This window comes from Pseudomonas sp. WAC2 (assembly GCF_030403525.1).
GTDB classification, from domain to species: domain Bacteria; phylum Pseudomonadota; class Gammaproteobacteria; order Pseudomonadales; family Pseudomonadaceae; genus Chryseomonas; species Chryseomonas luteola.
Window position 1 is genome coordinate 79,188 of record NZ_JAUEPD010000006.1, and the last position, 19,139, is coordinate 98,326.

A 19,139-nucleotide genomic window follows, 5' to 3' on the forward strand; every position below is an offset into this window, starting at 1 on the left:
CCGCAGTTCCAAGCGCCGCGGCCCTACAGCCGTGGCGCTTTCATTTTAAAAGGTAGTGCAACACCATGACAGAGTTAGGGCGCGGCGCGCTAAGCAAGATGACGGTGCGTCTCGGCGAGCCCGTGCAGTATTCGTTTCGCCTGGGCGAAACAGAGGTTCCCGTCAATCCGCTGATTGGCGAAAGAATCCGTCTGGAGTACCTGGGTGAAATCCATTGCACCCATTGTGGCCGCAAGACCAAGAAGAGCTTCGGTCAGGGTTACTGTTATCCCTGTTTTACCTCCCTTGCCCAGTGCGATAGCTGCATGATGAGTCCTGAGAAGTGCCATTTCGAGCATGGCACCTGTCGCGAGCCGGAGTGGGGAGAGTCTTTTTGCATGACGCCCCATATCGTCTACTTGGCCAACTCCTCAGGGCTTAAGGTCGGTATTACGCGTGCCAATCAGATACCTACTCGCTGGATCGACCAGGGTGCTCATCAGGCGCTAGCCATCTTGCGTGTGGCTACCCGGCAGCAATCGGGTCTGGTGGAGGATCTTTTTCGTAGCCAGGTAGGAGACCGCACCAACTGGCGCGCTATGCTCAAGGGAGAGGCAGAGCAGGCGGACCTCGCTGCGCTGCGCGACCAGATTCTGGATGCCTGTGCGCAAGGGATGCACGTGCTTCAGGAGCGTTTTGGCCTGCAGGCGATCCAACCAATAGTCGACATGGAGCCGCTTCAGATTCATTATCCGGTTACGGTGTATCCCGCCAAGATTGTTAGCCACGATCTGGAGAAGACGCCTGTAGTAGAAGGCACACTGCTTGGTATCAAGGGTCAATATCTGATGTTTGATACCGGGGTCATTAATATTCGCAAATACACAGCTTACCAGCTGGCCGTGCATCATTAAGCCGCCGCGGTACAACCGCCGTCGTGAATTAGCATAAGGGTTACGTCATGCGCACCGAGCAACCGAAGACGATACATCTCAAGGACTATCAGGCCCCTGAGTACCTCATTGACGAGACGCATCTCACGTTCGAGCTGTTCGATGACCATACGCTCGTTCATGCCGAGTTGCATATGCGGCGTAACCCTGACCGAGGCGCCGGTCTGCCACCCCTTGTTTTGCAGGGGGAAGAGCTTGAGCTGTTGAGCCTATCGGTCAATGCCGAGCCCCAGACGCCTAATGAGTATCAGATCGAGTCCGATCACCTGACGATCCAGCCCTGTGGCAACAACTTCACTCTCAGCACCACTGTACGCATCCATCCGGAAACCAATACGGCGCTGGAAGGCCTGTATACCTCTGGCAAGATGTTCTGTACGCAGTGCGAGGCCGAGGGTTTCCGCAAGATCACCTACTACCTCGACCGCCCGGATGTGATGAGCGTATTTACCACAACCATCAAGGCGGACAAGGTCAAGTATCCGATCCTGCTTTCCAATGGCAATCCGATTGCCAACGGTGAGGAAGAGGGCGGACGTCACTGGGCGACCTGGGAAGATCCCTTCAAGAAGCCGTCCTACCTGTTCGCGCTGGTAGCCGGTGACCTCTGGTGTATTGAGGATACATACACCACAGGAAGCGGACGCGACGTAGCCCTGCGGATCTATGTGGAGCCGGAAAACATAGGCAAGCTGCAGCATGCCATGGACAGCCTCAAGCGCTCAATGCGCTGGGATGAGGAAGTCTATGGCCGCGAGTACGATCTGGATATTTTCATGATCGTTGCGGTGAACGACTTCAACATGGGCGCCATGGAAAACAAAGGGCTGAACATTTTCAATTCCAGCGCTGTTCTGGCAAGCCCGGACACTGCCACAGACGCCGCGCATCAGCGGGTCGAGGCTATCGTTGCCCATGAATACTTCCATAACTGGTCGGGTAACCGTGTCACTTGCCGTGACTGGTTCCAGCTGTCCCTGAAGGAAGGCTTCACCGTATTCCGTGATGCCGGATTCTCCTCCGACATGAACTCGGAAACAGTCAAGCGTATCGAGGACGTGGCTTTTCTACGGACCAATCAGTTCGCAGAGGACGCCGGTCCGATGGCACACCCGGTGCGCCCGGATTCCTTTATCGAGATCTCCAATTTCTACACCCTGACTGTCTATGAAAAGGGTGCTGAGGTGGTGCGCATGCTGCACACCCTGTTAGGTGCAGATGGTTTCCGCAAGGGGACCGATCTGTACTTCGAGCGCCATGATGGCCAGGCGGTCACTGTCGAGGATTTCGTCAAGGCCTTGGAAGATGCTAACGACGCCGACTTCACTCAGTTCAAAAGCTGGTACAGCCAGTCCGGTACACCGCGTCTGGAGGTGGCTGAAGCCTTTGATGAACAGGCCAAAACCTATACGCTGACCTTCCGCCAGAGCTGCCCGCCAACCCCTGGCCAGCCCACCAAGGAGCCCTTCGTAATTCCGGTCAAGTTAGGGCTGTTGGGAGGGCAAGGGCAAGAATTGCCGCTACGCCTTGCTGGTGAGACGGAAGACGCTGTAACGGATCGCGTGATTGCCGTAACCGAGGCCGAGCAGTCCTTTACGTTCGAAGGTATTACGGAAAAACCGCTGCCCTCATTGCTGCGCGGATTCTCCGCACCGGTCAAGCTTAGCTTCCCCTATACGCGTGAGCAGCTGATGTTCCTCATGCAGCACGATTCCGACGGGTTCAATCGTTGGGATGCTGGTCAGCAACTGGCTGTACAGGTCTTGCAGGAGCTGATCGTTCAACAGCAGAAGGGTGAGGTGATGGTACTCGACCAGCGTCTTGTCGAGGCGCTGCGCACGGTACTGGAAGACGAGCGCCTGGATCAGGCTATGGTGGCAGAAATGCTGGCGCTTCCAACGGAGGCGTATCTGGTCGAGCTGTCTGAGGTCGCCGATATCGATGCTATCCATGCTGCCCGTGACTTCGCTCGTAATGAGTTGGTTAAGGCGTTGTATGAGCCGCTTTGGAAGCGCTATCAGGCGAACCGCGAAACCTCACGCAATACGCCGTATGTTGCCCAGGCGGATCATATTGCCCGCCGCAGTTTGCAGAACATCGCACTAGGCTATCTCATGCTGAGCCGCAAGCCGGAAGTGGTTGCAGCGGCTCAGGAGCAGTTCGACAACTGTGACAACATGACGGAACGCCTGGCGGCGCTGTCAGCCTTGGTAAACTCCGACTTCGAGGCAGAGAAGACCGAGGTGCTGGAGCGCTTTGCCGAGCGCTACAAGAATGATCCGCTTGTCATGGACTCCTGGTTCAGTGTGCAGGCGGCCAGTTACCGTCCGGGTGGTTTGGACCGCGTCAAGGCATTGATGGGGCATCCTGCCTTCACCTTGAAGAACCCCAACAAGGTTCGTGCACTTATCGGCGCCTTCGCCAACCAGAACCTGATTAATTTCCATCAAAAGGACGGCAGCGGTTATCGCTTCCTGGCTGATCAGATCATTACGCTCAATGCCTTGAATCCGCAGATTGCATCCCGCCTGCTAACGCCGTTGACCCGCTGGCGCAAGTACGATGAATCCCGCCAGCAACTCATGCGTGGGGAACTGGAGCGGATCATGGCAAGCGGTCAGCTCTCGAGCGATGTGTATGAAGTGGTAAGCAAGAGCTTGGCATAACGTAAATGCTTGGGTAGCAGGCCTGAAGGATGGGCCTGCTACTTCCGGCTGATGCCTATAGAGTGATGAGCAGGCGGGCGCTTGCCGTGACAGTTCCGGCGAGTTCGCTACCGCTTGCACGCTTCTGCCATAAGTGATGTTTATTCTTTCCTAGCATTCTGGTCGCGCGGACTTTCCCTGGTGTCGCTCCATAACGCTTGGGTATCGACATGAGATACCTTTGCGCCAATCGCCGTACAGCTGACCCGTCAGCGGGGCTGATTGCAATCTGTTCGAAACCGCAAAAACCTGTAGGACATACGTTTAAGAAACGTTTCCTAAAGGAATCGTGCTTCAGTCACTGCTCCCGGATGTGCGCCCAGCGGATAGCCAGACGTTTGAAAAAAATAAAACGATCACGAGTGACGCTCGGTTCGTGTGAGCGCCACTGGACGGTGATGCCTGGCAGCATGGCTTAGTCAATAAAGCGAGGCGTCGGCCCCTGGATTCTTAACGTGCTCAGTCCGTTGCCCTGTTTGCATACCTGTACCTGGACAGGAATACGCTCATGCATTTCCTGGACATGGGAAATGACAGCAACCTTGCGGCCTTGAGCCTGTAGTCCGTCCAACGCGTCCATGGCAAGCTGTAGCGAATCAGGGTCAAGGCTGCCAAAGCCTTCATCAATAAACAGCGACTCGATCTTCAGGTTAGTCGACGCCATGGAGGCGAGACCGAGGGCCAGTGCCAGTGAAACGAGAAATGTTTCTCCACCGGACAGAGAATGTACCGAGCGCAGCTCATCGCCCATTTCGGTATCCATAACCAAGAGCCCTAGCGCACTGCCGCCTCGCTTGAGCCGATAGCGGCGGACCAGCTGCTGGAGTTGAGCATTGGCATGATGGATCAGCAGATCCAGATTGTAGCCTTGAGCAATCTTGCGGAAGGTATGACCATCGGCAGAGCCGATCAGCTCGTCCAGCCTGGCCCAGCGCAGGTACTCCGCGCGAGCGCTCCCGATCGCGTTCAGCAACTCAGCGCTTTGTGTGCGCCGACGGTTGTCTTCAGCGATTTCAGCCCGTAGTTCGGCATGGCGTTCCTGAGAGGCCTGGTTGAGTTGGCTCAGCTCTGTCCAGCGCTGCTCCAGTGTCTCCTGCTCAGGAATGTCGGACCGCTCGGTCCGGTGGGCTGCCAGACGTTTTTCACGCTCTTGAACGACCACGTCAGCCTCATTGACAGCCCGTTCCAGGGTCTGCATCTGCTGGCGTAAGGCAGTGTGCTCACGGTCATTGATACCCAGCAGTCGAGTCAGCAGTGTCTCGTCAAGCGTACTGTGCTGGGCCTGCCAGGCCTCAAGCTCGACGAGAAGTAGACCATGTGCGGAGTCCAGCTTTTGCGCTTCGCCTCGCTTGAGCTCAACAGTATGGCGTAATTGCTCATGGCTCAGATTGGCCTCACTCCAGGCTTCCCTGGCTTGACTCTCTGCTTGGCGTGCCTGTTCAACGGATTGGTTCAACGCCTGTTGCCAGGCATGGGGGCTGGCATGTTCACCCAATGTTGTCTGAAGGCGCAGCTGACCACTCGTCAATTGTTCTTCCAGTGTTGCCAGCAGACTGGAAAGCTTTTCGTGCTGCTGAAGTCTGGTCTGCTGTTGATAACGCTCACGCTCGAGGTCGAACGTGCAGGTCGTCAACGTCTTTTCCAGCTCCTGTTTGCGTAGCAGGTGATGGTGTCGGGCTTCTATAAGCGCTTCCAGGCGCGTAAACGTAGACTGGGGCTGCTGTTGCCAATGTTCCAGCCAGGGTGCAGGCAGTAGTGCAGTGAGCTCAGCCAGCTCCTGAGCGTGTCGAAGCTCATCCTGCTGGATGGCTTTCAGGTGTTCTTCCAACTCCCATGCGGCCTGCTGGCTACGCTCGCGGGCGGTTTGCCAACGCTCCTGTAAGCCATCGATTTTTTGCTGATGATTCAATAGGAACTGCAGGCGCGTTTCTTCGGTCTGGATGCGCTTGCTGAGTGCTGTCAATTGTTCGTTCAGCCAGAAAGAGCGATGCTCCTCAGGTTGGGCGAGAAGTGTCTTGCCTTCCGGATGGCCTCGCAGCTGCTCATGTATTCCCAACTGCTGTGCGGTCAGCTGTTCTTCTTGCTGCTTGAGATCCTTGAGTCGTTCATTCAGACCGGCAACAGCGCTTCGTAGACCAATCAGGCGTTCGTACAGCCGTTGCACATGCAGTCGAGCCTGCTCTTCTTCCCGAGCTTCATGGGAGGCTATAGCCTTTGCCAGAACACTCTCCTGATGAAAAGGATGCTCCTGGCTGCCGCACACAGGGCAGGGCTCGCCTTCTACGAGTTGGGCACGCAGCTTTTCCACGCTTACGCTGCGCATCAGCCGTTGCCGCTCAAGTACGGCAAGGGTGAGCTTGAGGTCGCGCTCGGCTTCGGCGTGCTCTGCAGCGGCGCGTTTACCCTCGGCTATGGTGTGGGCCCGCTCCTGCAAGAGCGCTGTCTGCTTTTCCTGATTACTGAGCCAATAGCCTTCGAGCTCTTCTCCTTGTTGCCAGAGATAGATGAGTCGTTCCAGTGAGCTGAGCAGGGGGCGGCTGGCCTGTTGCTGTTGCGTCAGCGCCTGGATTTGCTCGCTCAGGTTGCCTTCCGCGCCGGATTCCTGCTGGAGCGTCTGGATGGCTGTCTGATAAGTATCGGCCTCTTCCTGGGCTTTTTTTACAGCAGCCTGTAACTGGGGAATGCGCAGGCGGGACCCCGCCAAGCGCTCGCCGAGCTGCAGGTTCTGCTGAAGGCGGGGGCGGTAGGCTGACCAGGCATCACATAATGCTGACAGTGTCTCGCTTGCCTGGAGCTGTGTGGCTATCTGCTCCAGTGCCTGACGTTGCTCCACCTCGGTAGTTGCCAAGGCATTGATCCTTGTCAGGGATTCGCGTTGAAACGAGTCTTCTTGACGCCACGCCTCGCGGGTCTGCTGGACGTCGATCTTGAGGCGGCTGAGGTCGTTCTCTTCCTGAAAAGCCTGTTGCAGTGAATCGGCACTTTGATGCAGGGCTTCTTCCGCGGTTTGGCGACGGGTTTGAGCGTGCTGCTGGCGTTCTGTCAACTCGTCCAGGCGTTGTTCAAGCGCTTGCTTCTGCTGTTCAAGCTGTATGAGGTGGGCCGCCAGCTGGCCCATGTCATGCTCAAGCTGCGCCTTCTGCTGATAGCGATGACGCTGTGGTAGCAACTGATCAAGCCAATGAAGCGTCTGGCGCACCTCTGTATGCTCATCGTGTTGCTGCTGCACTGTTGTACGCGTTGTCTGGGCCTGAGCAAGTTCCTGCTCCAATCGCTTCAAATCCCTTAACCAGCGCTGCTGCTGTTCCACCTCACCAAGCTCGACCTGAATGCGGGCCAAGACTTCCAGCGTGCTCTGGCATTGGGTTTCGAGTGCTGTGCGGCCAGCGTCGTCCAGGGGGCGGATACCACCTGCTTGCTGTTCCAGTTGATCAAGGGATTGCCGAGCCTGTTTCGCCCGTTCGAAGGCGCGTCGGCCAAGCTGGCTATAGATCGCAGTATCGGTCAGTTTTTCCAAGAGTTCGCTGCGGCCGTTGTCGTCCGCTTTCAGAAAGGCGCTGAACTCGCTTTGCGCCAGTAGCACTGCGCGGGTGAACTGTTCAAAGGTAAGGCCCAGGCGCTGCTCAAGCTGGGTTTTGAATTCGGCTTTCTTGTCGGCTGCCAACAGCTGCTGCGTGTCCAGGTTCCGCAGGCTCTGGCGGCTGGGCTGCAGCTTTCCATCCGCTCTGTCTCGAGCGCGATTGGCTTCCCAGCGTGCACGGTAGCGGTAACCGTCGATACCCAGAAAGTCCACTTCAGCATAGCCTGCACCGCTACCGCGGCGAAGAAGGGTACGCGGATCGCCTGTAGCAATCTCGTTATCGCCGTCTGGCACCTTGGCTTCCTTGCGCACATTGCTAAGGCGTGGCACCTCACCAAACAGCCCTAGCGAAAGGGCATCCAGCAGTGTGCTCTTGCCTGAACCGGTTGGGCCGGTAATGGCAAACAAGCCGGTGCTGGCAAGGGGTTCAGCGGTGAAGTCCAGCTCATGCGGGCCGGCAAGAGAGGCGAGGTTTTTCAGGCGAACGGCCAGAATCTTCATGCCTGTTCTCCCAGTGCGATGTCTTCAAGCAACTGGGCAAAATCGTCCAGTGTGGACGATTCTGGCACTTGCCCATAGGTATCCTGCCAGGCACGGCTGAAAAGCTCTTGTGGCGTCAGTTGCTCCAGCGCCACCAGCTCCGGCGACTCGCTGGAAGTACTGACGGCTCCCGCGTATTGCACGCCGATCCGTACGAGGCGCAGCGATTTTCTTTCAAGAGCAGACTCCAGCCGCTGCCGTAGATCGGGTTGGGGTGCGTCGAGTATGACTCTGACTTCGAGCCAGGGAGCCAAGTGGCTTTCGGGGGTATTGAAGAGGTCGATTTCGGATTGGCTTTTGAGATGCTCAAGGATATCTGCCAGTGGTGCAGGGCCCAGGCGCACCATGTCCACGGCTCGCGGGATCCGAATGCTCTCGACAGTCTTGAGCGCTTCTCCTTCGAACTGAACATCAAGAATCTGGTGAGGATAGTCCATTTCCGCGAACGAGAGGGGAAGGGGAGATCCGCTGTACCGGATACGCTCCTGCTTGGCTACCTTTTGCGGCTTATGCAAATGACCCAATGCCACATAGGCAATGCTTGGGGGAAACAGAGAGGCAGGTTGAGCTTCGGCATTACCAACAATAATGTTGCGCTCTGAATCCTCCGATATCTGGCCTCCCGCCAGGTGTGCGTGGCTCATGGCGATAAGAGCCTGGCCTGGTGTGCGACGTGTTTCAGCGTGGGCAATCAGCTCTGCGTGTACCTTGGCGATACCCTCCATATAGGTACCGTCACTTCCCCCTGTTACTTCTGCCGGTCGTAAAAAAGGTAGGGCTAGGCACCAGGCTCTAATCGCGCCGTTTGCATCGGTAAGCGGAACCATTAGCCGCCTGGCATCCAGCGAGCCGTCATCCAGCCAAAGCACTCGGCCTAACGCATGGGTCCGCAGGCTGCGCATGAGCGGAGCGGGAAGTTCGATCCGGGCTCCGGAGTCATGGTTGCCTGCAATCATCACCACCGTTAGCGTAGGAAGCGCCAGGTGTGCCTGTACGATAAAGTCATAGAGGCGCTCCTGCGCCTTGACCGGCGGGTTGATCGTGTCGAAGACGTCGCCAGCGATGAGCAGGGCATCGGGGCGGCGCGTCTTGAGTTGTGCCAACAGCCAATCGAGAAAACAGGCGTGCTCGAAGTCGCGATCCTGACCATGAAGAGTCTGGCCAAGATGCCAGTCGGAAGTATGAAGAATACGCATGGTGTTCCTGTTCAGGCGTGTGGTCGAGGCGTTGCGTCCGGACCATCAGCGCGGGTATAGCGGTGGCAGTGAGCCAGGCTCCTGTTGTACGGGCTGTGTAGAGGGCGGTAAAGCCTGGAACGCCTGCCACAGTGTCTCGCCTTGCCAGTGCTGTCCGCTTTCGCTGTAAAGCGCGCCGTTAAGGTCATCCAGAGCGACAGAAAGCGGATCGAAGCGGGCTGCCATTTCTGCCAGGGTTTCTGGCTGTTGTCGAGCCCAGGCATCGAGCGCCTGACGCGTGGCATGCGGATCGTTAGCCTGGCAGGCGCGTCGCAAATCATCGAGCAGCGTGCGTGGGCTCGGGCCGGCAGGAGCCATTTTAATAATGGCGGGCAGTTGGCGGGCTCGCCACCATAGCCCGAAACCCAACAGTGTGGTTAGAAGCAGAATAAAACTGGCCAGCTGCCATGGCCAGAGAGGTAGTCGCTTCCCGTTCACACTGGTAGAGGCCTGTCCTGGGGATGGTGACATTAGGGCCGGGTCGGCAGCGACGGTAAGGGTATGGGCAGGTAGCTGTGTACGCTCAAGTTGGTCGGTCCGAGTGTTCCACCAGACAACTTCCAGAGCAGGTAGAGTGATGTCGCCGCTCCGGTTGGGTACGAGCGCCTCCCGCTCCTCGCGACTGCCGACCAGGCTTTGGTCCTGCACTTCGTTGGTCAGCTTGGCCTGGTCTGGATAGCGGCGAAGCCCGTCTACAGTCGGCTGCGGCAGAGGCGGCAGCTGTGCACTGGACAGGCCTTCTGCCTTGAGAAGAAGGTGGCGTGTCAATACGGCGCCCTGGCGCGCTTCTTCCGGTTGGGGATTCCACGCTTCGCTCAGCTCGATATGGCGTGCCGGTAGCCAGGGTGCGTCAGCAGGATAATCGGCAGGCTTGGCTTTGACCTGAATGGGAATCTCGCTGGTATCCACGCGTATTACCCGACCCGGCCTTGAGCTGAACGGAGACGACTGCTGACCACTGGTTGAGGTATCAACCGCCGTGGCACTGAACGACAGGCTGGGAATGCGTAATGGACCGCTTTGCTGCGGAAAAATGGCATAGCGGATCTCGATAACACCATGTCTCACGCCGCCAATGGTCTGCTCATACGTCCTGGGCTCTCCCAAGGGCTCGACGCGCGCTGATGGCATGCTCAGCGTACTGAGGTTACTGTCATCGTAAAGCGGTACGGAATGGAGGATGCGTAGCGTCAGGACCAGCTGCGCCTGCACATAAACGGTTTCTTGATCTACCGTAGCATCGATAAAGACCGGCTCAAGGTTCTGGGCGCTGGGGGTGAGTGTCGACGTTTCGTTGACATGCAGCGTAATCGGCTGGCTTCGCACCCCACTGAGGGTCAGCGGGGGAATCACTACGATTCCGCGCTGCCGCGGTTGAAGCGTCACGATCCAGCGGGTGATAGGCTCGCTTTGATCGGGTCCCGTACTCAACTGGTTGATCTGGCGTGTGCCGAGAATATCGAACTGGGGTTCCAGAGGGGACAGATCCGGTTTGCCGAAAAGCGTCGGATCGCTTGATTCGAGGACAAGCTCGAAGGTCTCGCCAGGTACGAGTTGGGTATGGTCCACGCGAGCCGTAAAGTCTGCCCCCCAGCCAGCCAGGCTGACCAGCAGAAGCAGGGTGAGCGCAATACGGACTAGGCTCATGGTGTTCTATTTTCCTGTTTTTGTTGCTGCTGATACCAGAACTTGCGGCGTAACAACTCTGCGGGATCGTCTGGTATTTCCCTTAGCCATTGTTCCAGTGACTGCCTGCGTTCCTCGCTCAGTACGTTCGAGTGAGGCTGGGACAGAAGGTCGTCGTTCTCTTCCTCGGTCTCGACGGCCTCGCTATCGCTGGCTTCGCCTGGGGTTTGGCCAACGGGCTGCCCTGATTCGTCATGGTTCGACGCAGCCTTTGGCTCATCAGTGGCGTCACTGTTCTGCGGTGAGGGTTGGGCTTGGGTGTCGGACTGACTGTGCTGGTCGTCACTTCCTGCTTCATTGGGCGTGGTGTCCTGAGCGGTTGCCTGTTCCTGTTGCTGTTTGAGCAAGGCTTCTACCAGGGCTCTGTTATGGAGGGCCTTGGGAAAATTGCTTTGCAGCCTGAGTGCTTGGTCATAAGCGTCCAGCGCGCCAGTCAATTGACCGGCTTTGGCCAGGGCGTTAGCGCGGTTGTAGTGATCTACCGCACTGTTGCCCTGGGCAAAGGTTTTGGCAGCCTCTTCATATTGACCTGCTTCGTATTGGGCGACACCACGCCATTCACGATTCTCGAACCGTCGAGCGGCTTCGTCAGGACGTTGTGCTTCAAGCAAACGGGCGCCTTGCTGATCCTTGCGCAACCAGAGATCTTCGAACGCAAACGCGTGAGCGGGAGGTGGCATGACAAACAGCAAAAGCGGTATACACAAGAGCCAGCCTTTTCGCCCTGCGCATGCAGCCAGAATCAGCACGGGGATAAGCAGCCAGTAGCCTTGGTCGACCCAGGCATCCAGGCGTACCTGTTCTTGTCGCTCGGCTACGGTGTCTGGTGTGTCGAGCAGACCCAACGCGCGGAGGTCACGCTCATTGGGCTGTTGGCGCTGATACTGCGCACCCACCGATTGAGCGAAGCGGAGCAAGGTAGCCTCATCCAGGCGTGACAGCAGAATATTACCCTGATTGTCGGTCAGATAGCCGCCTTCTTCCCGCGCCATCGGCGCACCTTCAAGTGTCCCCATACCCAGCATAAGCAAGGGAACCCGATAGCTGGACAGCGCTTCACGTATGCCTTTCTGTTCCTGGGTGCTGAGCTGGCTGGTTATCAGTAGGACTCGTCCTCCTGTACCGCTGCCTTGCCGGAGTAGCAGCAGTGCTTGGCGTACCGCTAAGTCCGCACGCTCGCCGGCTTCTGGCATGATCGCCGGACGCACGGCTTCCAGCAGGTTTTGTGCTGTATGCAGATCGTTGGTCAGCGGGACCAGGACATGACTGCTGCCGGCATAGACGACAATGGCAGTTTCAGCATCCCGACGAGCCGCCAGCAGGTCCAGAATAGTGTGCTGGGCCTGAGTCAGGCGAGAAGGGGAAACGTCCGAAGCCAGCATGTCCGGTGTCATGTCGAGCACGATAACCAGCGGATCGGTACGTGTATAAGCCGGCTGCTCGGCGCGCTGCCAGCTGGGGCCGCTCAATGCCAGGATTGCCAGCGCAGCGCCAAGACTAAACAGTAACAACGGAAGGCGTTGGGTATCTCTGGACGGTGTGGTCAGCAGCCATTCGTGAAATGCCGTTGGCAAAAGCCGTTGCCAATGTCCTACGCGACGCGGACGATGCCACAGCTTCCAGAGTAGCCAGAGCAGCACGGGGAATGCCAGAAGCCAGAGAGGACGCGACAGGTGTGGAATCAGCGACATCATGTCTGTCTCCTCCCGCGCGCCTGTGCGTAGGCACGCAGCCGGGGAATACGCCGCCAGGGTTTCGGCCAGATATGCAAGGCAGCGGCGATCAGGCTGGTCAGAAGAGCAAGACTCAGTGGCCAGTAAAAGAGCGCTTTGGCTGGACGTACACGGGTGGGCTGTTGTGCAATCGGCTCGAAGCTGTTGAGTTCATTCGAGATGGCAGACAGCTCTTCCTGCGAACGGGCACGGAAATAGCGGCCTCCGGTTTCCTTGGCAATGGCTTTTAGTGTGTCCTCATCCAGATCCAGGCTGCTGAAACCGAATAGGCTCGAGAGACTGGCCTGTTGTGGGTCGGCACCAATCCCGATGGCATAGATCCGTACATGCTCTTCGGCGGCCAGGCGAGCAGCGATCAGTGGATCGACGCGGCCACCGTTATTGGCGCCATCCGTAATCAAGACCATGACTCGACTATTTTCCGGACGCATCCTCAAATGCTTTACCGCCAGGCCAATGGCATCACCGATAGCGGTGTTCTTGCCTGCAATACCTACTAGGGCCTCATCGAGCAGGGCATGGACCGTCCGGCGATCAAAGGTGAGCGGCGCCTGCACATAAGCTTGCGAACCAAAGAGGATAAGACCGATGCGATCACCCGTGCGGCCTTCGATAAAATCGCCGATCAGATGCTTTACCAGGGTGAGGCGGCTGATGTCTTCTCCCTTCCAGGTCATGTCGGGATAATCCATGGAGCCAGACACGTCAACGGCCAGCAAGATGTCTCGGCCACTGGTAGGAAGCGGAAGGGGTGAACCCACCCATTGGGGACGAGCTGTTGCTGCCAGAAGCAGCACCCAGATCAATACAAACGGCAACTGCCGCTTCAGGGCAGGCAGACGTGTATGGGCGCGGTGTCCTGCAAGGTGCTCAAGTTCTTTCAGAAAACTGACCTTGAGTGCTGACTCCTGGCTTTGCGTAGGCGGCAATATCAGCCTGGCCACCCAGGGCAAGGGTGCCAGGAAAAATATCCACGGCCAGGCAAATTCAAACATGTTTGCGAATCCATATGCTGACCGCGGCGTAAAGGCCATCGATGGTCTTGTCGTCCAACCGGCAGTCCGGGCGATAAGCGCCTTCTACCAAGACCATCCAGCGTGTCAGGCCAGCTGCCGTACACCGGGTGTCGAGAAAGGCCAGCCAGGCGCGCCCGCTCAATGTCTGGCAGTGGCTGTCGGGATAGCGGGTCATGCACAGCCGTTTGAGCAGGGCATTGAGACTTTGCAGCCAGGGCCCGGCGGATTCGCCATAGGGACGGGGCATTTGTGCCAGCTCAAGCAGTGCCGCCCGGCGAGGCCCCTCCAGTTGCTCTTCTTCTGAAACAGGCTGTTCCACAGACGTCTGGCGCCGATGCCGCCATACCATGAATGCTGCAGTAGGTAACGCCACTAACATGACCAGCGCTATCCACCAGCCGGGTGCCAACGGCCAGAGCGAAACGGGCTCGGGCCTGACCAGAGGGGCCAATTGATCGAGCGGGTTCATTGCTGGTAGCCAGGCTGATGCTGGTGCAGATGCTTGCGCAGCTGCTCAATCAGGTCGTGGGAAGTAGAAAGCGGAAGCAGCGGGATACCCAGTCGCTGGCTTAGGCGTGTCCAGCGCTCCCGACGCTGTTTTGCCTGCTGCAGGTAGGCGTTCGACAGCGTGCCGTTCAGGGTGTCGATTTCAAGCTCGGTGTCGTGCTGGGCGAAGCGAAGAAATCCGGCTGCTGGTAAACGGTGGTCCAGCGGATCGGAGACCGGTAACAGAACCAGGTCCGTATGGCGAGACGCCAGGGCCAGTTGCTGCTCCGCGGCCTCGCTCAGGCTACGCTCATCGCATAGGATCAATGCCATGCTGCCTGGACGCAGTACTTCACGTGCGCGCCGCAGCACCAATGAAAAGGCGTCGCTCGGAAGTTTGGGTTCGGTCTGGTCCATAAGACTGTGATTGGCCTTGATCAGATGATCGAACAACCTCAGCAGGTTTTGCTTGCTGCGCCGGGGACGCACGTCGTGAAAGCCGTCATCACCAAAAACCATGCCGCCAACGCGGTCGCTGTGACCCAGTACGGACCAGCCGATTAGGGCGGCTGCCTGTGCCACTAATACCGATTTGAACACGCGCTCTGAGCCAAAGAACAAGCGCTGGCTCTGTTCAATCAGCAGATAGACAGGGCGCTCACGCTCCTCGTGAAACAGCTTGGTATGTGGCTCGCGGCTTCTGGCGGTCACACGCCAGTCGATGGTGCGGACGTCGTCGCCTGGTTGATACACCCGTACCTGATCGAAGTCCACGCCGCGACCCCGTAGGCGTGAATGGTGAACGCCAATGAGCGGGCTGCGTCGCCCGGCGGCCGCAAACAGTTTGACCTCTGGAACGCGGTGTCTCATGTCGATCAGCTCGGTCAGGCTGATACTGACGCTGCGCGGCGTGCCCATGGTGCTATGCAACGGCCACAACGTCGAGAATACGTTGCACTACGCGATCATGGTCGACGCCGGCCGCTTCGGCCTCGAAGGAGAGGATTATGCGGTGTCGCAGAACGTCGAACAGTACCGCCTGGATGTCTTCCGGACTGACGAAATCCCGTCCCGCAAGCCAGGCATGTGCGCGAGAGCAACGATCCAGCGCGATGGAGCCCCGCGGACTCGACCCATAGCTGAGCCACTGTGCCAGTTCGGCATCGAAGCGTGCCGGTGTCCGTGTCGCCATTATGAGCTGGACAAGATACTCCTCGACCGCGTCGGCCATATACAGCGAAACAACCTCCCGTCTGGCCGCAAAGATGGCCTCCTGCGTCACCTGATTAGGCGCCTTCGTTTCCCCGTGTAATGCCTCGCCTCGTGCCTGCGCCAGGATCCGTCGTTCAACGCTGGAATCCGGGTAACCAATCTTGACATGCATGAGGAACCGGTCGAGCTGGGCCTCCGGCAGCGGGTAGGTTCCTTCCTGTTCGATAGGATTTTGTGTAGCCATGACCAGGAACAACGGCGGTAGGTCATAGGTGGTACGGCCAATACTGACCTGGCGCTCCGCCATGGCTTCCAGCAGGGCGGACTGTACCTTGGCCGGTGCTCGGTTGATCTCGTCTGCCAACACGAGATGGTGAAAGATAGGGCCGCGCTGGAATTCGAAGTTACCGCTGTCGGCTCGATAGATCTCTGTACCGGTAATGTCGGCCGGTAATAGGTCCGGAGTGAACTGGATACGATGAAACTCGGCTTCCAGTCCGTCGGCGAGATCTTTGATTGCCTTGGTTTTCGCAAGTCCGGGAGCGCCTTCTACAAGAAGATGCCCGTCGGCGAGCAGTGCGATCAACAAACGCTCGATAAGCTTTTCCTGGCCTAGGATCTGGCTGGATAGGTAATTGCGTAGCGAGATCAGCGCTTCACGGTGTTCCATTAATACTTCCTGGAAAAATGGCAAGGATGAAAGCCTCGGCAGAGCGTTACTTTAATCCATTCCCATGCACTACACCTAACCTCTAGCGGCGTTTGGCTAGCACACGGAAGATCAATGGTCTTGCAAAGGCTGCAGGCGGTATTTTGACGAAATTTTGATTCCTGATCCGGCATTCTTACGCTTTTTGAACGGGTTTCGTATCAATGACGCTGAATAGGCGCGCCGGAAAGCTGGCTGCTATTGCAGGTATTGCGCTGATTGCAGCGGCCTGCGTTCCACTTTGGAAACACTTCTTCCCTGTCCAGGCCGCTAATGGTTGGGAGTACTCAATTTACCGCCAGGATATTCCTCACGTCAGTGCGCTGATCAGGGATGAGGCAGGCACTCTGTATGTAACGGAAGAGTTCCAGGATGGAAAGGGAAGAATCATGACGCTTTCTCCCGATGGGATGCTAAATCCTTATGTCGAAGGTCTTTCCAAGCCTGATGGTCTGACCTTCTTTCAAGGGGGGGTGGTGTATAGCCAGGAGGCCGACCGACATCCCGTCATCTGGCAAAAGGGCGATCAAAGACGCGAGCTGTTCATGGGTAATGATGTCGAAGAAGTCTCAACCGACGGACACTACCTCTACGCCATCGAAGATTTGCATGGCAACGGGCGATTGCTGCGCTATGACCCAAGCACCCAGGCGGTGACCATTCTGCGGCAGGGCCTTGATCAGGCAGAAGCCGTCGCACCTTGCCCGGACGGTTCGCTGTTCTATCTCGAAAAGCAGAAGGGTGAAATCCACCAATGGCAAGCCGATGGCCAGGACCCTATAGTGCTCACCGGTTTGAATGCGCCTGGCTTTATGGTGTGTACCACGGAGGGTGTTTGGATTACGGAAGACGCCACGCACATGGCCCGGCTGCTGCTGCTCGATCGACAGGGCAAAGAGCATGTGGTTCTAAGTCATCTTCGCTCTGCCCAGACCCTTCTGCCATCACCTGACGGCAGTTTTCTGCTATCCGAGCAGGGACGCAACCGCATCCTGAAACTCCAACGCACCAAAGAAGGCGCTTAAACAATGCAACAACCGGACGCCAAACGACCCGCTAATCCAGGGCGCAGGCCTATACAGCCAACCATTGCCAGTCATCTGGCCTTTACGCTGGGGAGTGCGCTGGCCTTGCTGGTCATGTTCGCCCTGCTGCGGCTGGCCTTGCTGGCTTACAATCATGAATCCATTGGCGATACGCCTGCCGGCGAGTTCATCGAGGCGTTTATCAACGGTGCCCGCTTCGACCTGCGCCTGATTGCATACATCTGTGTGCCGCTACTGCTTTCACTGCTCAGCGTGCGTGCCATGGCGGCTCGCCGCCTGCACTGCGTCTGGCTTACGGTCGCTGCAAGCCTTTGCCTGTTCCTGGGTGTGGTGGAGCTGAACTTCTACCGAGAATTTCATCAGCGCCTGAACGGCTTGGTGTTCCAGTACATGCAGGAAGACCTCAAGACCGTATTCAGTATGATCTGGTACGGCTTTCCTGTTGTTCGCCTTCTGCTGGCCTGGCTGGTAGCAGCGTTATTGCTGGGATGGATGTTTCATCGTATCGAGCGGGCGACGCGGCCGAAGGTTGTCGCTTCGGACAGCACGGGAGCCCGCCCGGTCGCTTCACCTGCCTGGTATGCGCGGGGCGCGGTATTCGTAGTCTGTCTGCTGGTGGCGGTCGTTGCCGTACGTGGCACGCTGCGCCATGGCCCACCGTTGCGCTGGGGGGATGCCTATACAACGGAGTCGATGTTTGCCAATCATCTGGGGCTCAATGGCACTCTGACGCTTATCAACGCGGCAGAGCACTCCTTCTCTGACCATCGGGACAACACCTGGAAAGCGACCCTGCCCGAGGATGAGGCGCTGAAGACCGTACGCAGCATGTTGCTCACACCTCGTGATCAGCTGGTGGATGCCGATACCGCTGCCATTCGTCGCGACTATACACCGGCGCCCGAAACCAGGCTGCCGGGTGTACGCAATGTTGTCGTCGTTCTGATGGAGAGCATGGCGGGCCGGTACATTGGTGCGCTGGGCAGTACGGATAACATCACGCCCAATTTCGATGCGCTAAGCAAGGACGGCCTGCTGTTTACCCGTTTCTTTTCCAACGGCACTCACACCCACCAGGGGATGTTTGCCACCATGGCATGCTTCCCGAACTTGCCGGCTTTCGAATACCTCATGCGGATGCCAGAGGGCAGTAACAAGTTTTCGGGACTGCCGCAGATGCTCAGCCCGCGCGGCTATAATGATGTCTATGTCTACAACGGAAGTTTCGCCTGGGACAATCAGTCTGGCTTCTTTAGCAACCAGGGTATGACCTCTTTCGTAGGGCGTGACGACTTTGTCAATCCGGTCTTTATCGATCCAACCTGGGGTGTCTCTGACCAGGACATGTTTGCCCGCTCGGCTGAAGAACTCAGCAAGCTCGAAAAGCAGGGCAAGCCGTTTTATGCCCTGCTGCAAACTCTTTCTAATCACACCCCTTACGCGTTACCCAAAGACCTGCCGGTTGAGCGTGTAACCGGACACGGTTCGCTGGACGAGCATCTGACAGCGATGCGCTACGCGGACTGGTCGCTGGGCCAGTTCTTTGCCGAGGCGCGCAAGCAGCCCTATTTCAAGGACACGCTGTTCGTCATTGTGGGCGACCACGGTTTTGGTGCGCCGGAACAGTTGACGGAAATGGATCTTTTCCGCTTCAACGTACCGCTGCTGTTGATTGGGCCTGGCGTACAGGAAACCTTTGGCAGCCGCCGCGATACGATTGGTAGCCAGATCGACATAGTGCCCACCATCCTCGGGCGCTTGGGCGAACCGGCCCGCCATCAATGCTGGGGCCGGGATTTGCTGGACCTGCCAGCAGGCGATCCTGGTGTTGCGGTTATCAAGCCGTCAGGAGGCGAGCAGACCGTGGCTATCGTGTCGGGTGACGATATTCTGGTGAAGCCCAAGGATCTTGACGCACGCCTGTATCGATACGAGTTGGGCGCTATCCGCCGTGTGGAAGTGGTCAATGATGCGGACAAGGCCTCTGCCATGCAGCACAAGCTGGATGCCTTCCTGCAAACCGCAACCGACAGCCTTTTGAATAACACGACCGGTGTGACGCCGGCGCTCCAGATTCCCTCCTCGAAGTAATCGCTCTGGCGCAGCGGCAAACGCTGCGCCAGCCCTTTCCCAAACCCCATCTGCAACAGGTATGAACGAAGATGTCGCGGCACCGAATGCAGCGGCGGCAGCTTCGTTTTAAGCTTTTACCCGGCTGAAGTCGCTGCTGCCAAAAATGTCAGGGGCTTCAGTTGCAAT

12 protein-coding genes are annotated in these 19,139 nt (G+C 57.6%); 4 read left to right on the forward strand and 8 right to left on the reverse strand.

What is annotated here, in order from left to right; all coding sequences use genetic code 11:
- Positions 1 to 65 precede the first annotated feature (65 nt).
- On the forward strand, positions 66 to 893 hold the full coding sequence (locus QWJ10_RS14325; protein WP_289927388.1) for a DUF2797 domain-containing protein: 828 nt from the start codon (positions 66 to 68) through the stop codon (positions 891 to 893).
- Positions 894 to 940: 47 nt separating this feature from the next.
- A complete protein-coding gene (gene pepN, locus QWJ10_RS14330) occupies positions 941 to 3,598 on the forward strand; it encodes an aminopeptidase N (RefSeq protein ID WP_289927391.1) in 2,658 nt (885 codons plus the stop codon).
- Positions 3,599 to 4,052: 454 nt separating this feature from the next.
- On the opposite strand, the gene QWJ10_RS14335 is transcribed toward pepN, so the two are convergent.
- From QWJ10_RS14335 to QWJ10_RS14370, 8 genes are read right to left on the reverse strand one after another with little or no spacing between them, the layout of a single operon-like run.
- Positions 4,053 to 7,718, reverse strand: coding sequence for an AAA family ATPase (locus tag QWJ10_RS14335; RefSeq protein WP_289927393.1), 3,666 nt, complete (start codon positions 7,716 to 7,718; stop codon positions 4,053 to 4,055).
- Positions 7,715 to 8,953 (reverse strand): exonuclease SbcCD subunit D C-terminal domain-containing protein, encoded by a 1,239-nt coding sequence (locus tag QWJ10_RS14340; protein WP_289927395.1) that lies wholly within the window; start codon positions 8,951 to 8,953, stop codon positions 7,715 to 7,717. Before QWJ10_RS14340 ends, QWJ10_RS14335 begins: the two co-directional genes overlap by 4 nt.
- 45 nt (positions 8,954 to 8,998) lie before the next feature.
- Positions 8,999 to 10,639 (reverse strand): BatD family protein, encoded by a 1,641-nt coding sequence (locus tag QWJ10_RS14345; protein ID WP_197870198.1) that lies wholly within the window; start codon positions 10,637 to 10,639, stop codon positions 8,999 to 9,001.
- Positions 10,636 to 12,369 (reverse strand): VWA domain-containing protein, encoded by a 1,734-nt coding sequence (locus QWJ10_RS14350; protein WP_289927815.1) that lies wholly within the window; start codon positions 12,367 to 12,369, stop codon positions 10,636 to 10,638. Before QWJ10_RS14350 ends, QWJ10_RS14345 begins: the two co-directional genes overlap by 4 nt.
- Entirely contained in the window at positions 12,369 to 13,406 is a 1,038-nt protein-coding gene (locus QWJ10_RS14355; RefSeq protein WP_289927397.1) for a VWA domain-containing protein, read from the reverse strand. Before QWJ10_RS14355 ends, QWJ10_RS14350 begins: the two co-directional genes overlap by 1 nt.
- On the reverse strand, positions 13,399 to 13,896 hold the full coding sequence (locus QWJ10_RS14360; RefSeq protein ID WP_125887934.1) for a DUF4381 domain-containing protein: 498 nt from the start codon (positions 13,894 to 13,896) through the stop codon (positions 13,399 to 13,401). The genes QWJ10_RS14355 and QWJ10_RS14360 overlap by 8 nt, the downstream gene beginning before the upstream one ends.
- Positions 13,893 to 14,831, reverse strand: coding sequence for a DUF58 domain-containing protein (locus tag QWJ10_RS14365; RefSeq protein WP_289927405.1), 939 nt, complete (start codon positions 14,829 to 14,831; stop codon positions 13,893 to 13,895). The genes QWJ10_RS14360 and QWJ10_RS14365 overlap by 4 nt, the downstream gene beginning before the upstream one ends.
- Before the next feature lie 4 nt (positions 14,832 to 14,835).
- On the reverse strand, positions 14,836 to 15,795 hold the full coding sequence (locus tag QWJ10_RS14370) for a MoxR family ATPase (RefSeq protein ID WP_125887936.1): 960 nt from the start codon (positions 15,793 to 15,795) through the stop codon (positions 14,836 to 14,838).
- 203 nt (positions 15,796 to 15,998) lie between these two features.
- Between QWJ10_RS14370 and QWJ10_RS14375 the strand changes: the two genes are divergently transcribed.
- Positions 15,999 to 16,859, forward strand: a complete 861-nt coding sequence (locus QWJ10_RS14375) for a hypothetical protein (RefSeq protein ID WP_289927408.1) — start codon at positions 15,999 to 16,001, stop codon at positions 16,857 to 16,859.
- A gap of 3 nt (positions 16,860 to 16,862) precedes the next feature.
- The gene (locus tag QWJ10_RS14380; RefSeq protein WP_125887937.1) at positions 16,863 to 18,971 is read left to right on the forward strand and encodes an LTA synthase family protein; all 2,109 of its coding nucleotides are present in this window, start codon (positions 16,863 to 16,865) and stop codon (positions 18,969 to 18,971) included.
- The last annotated feature ends 168 nt before the right edge of the window (positions 18,972 to 19,139 follow it).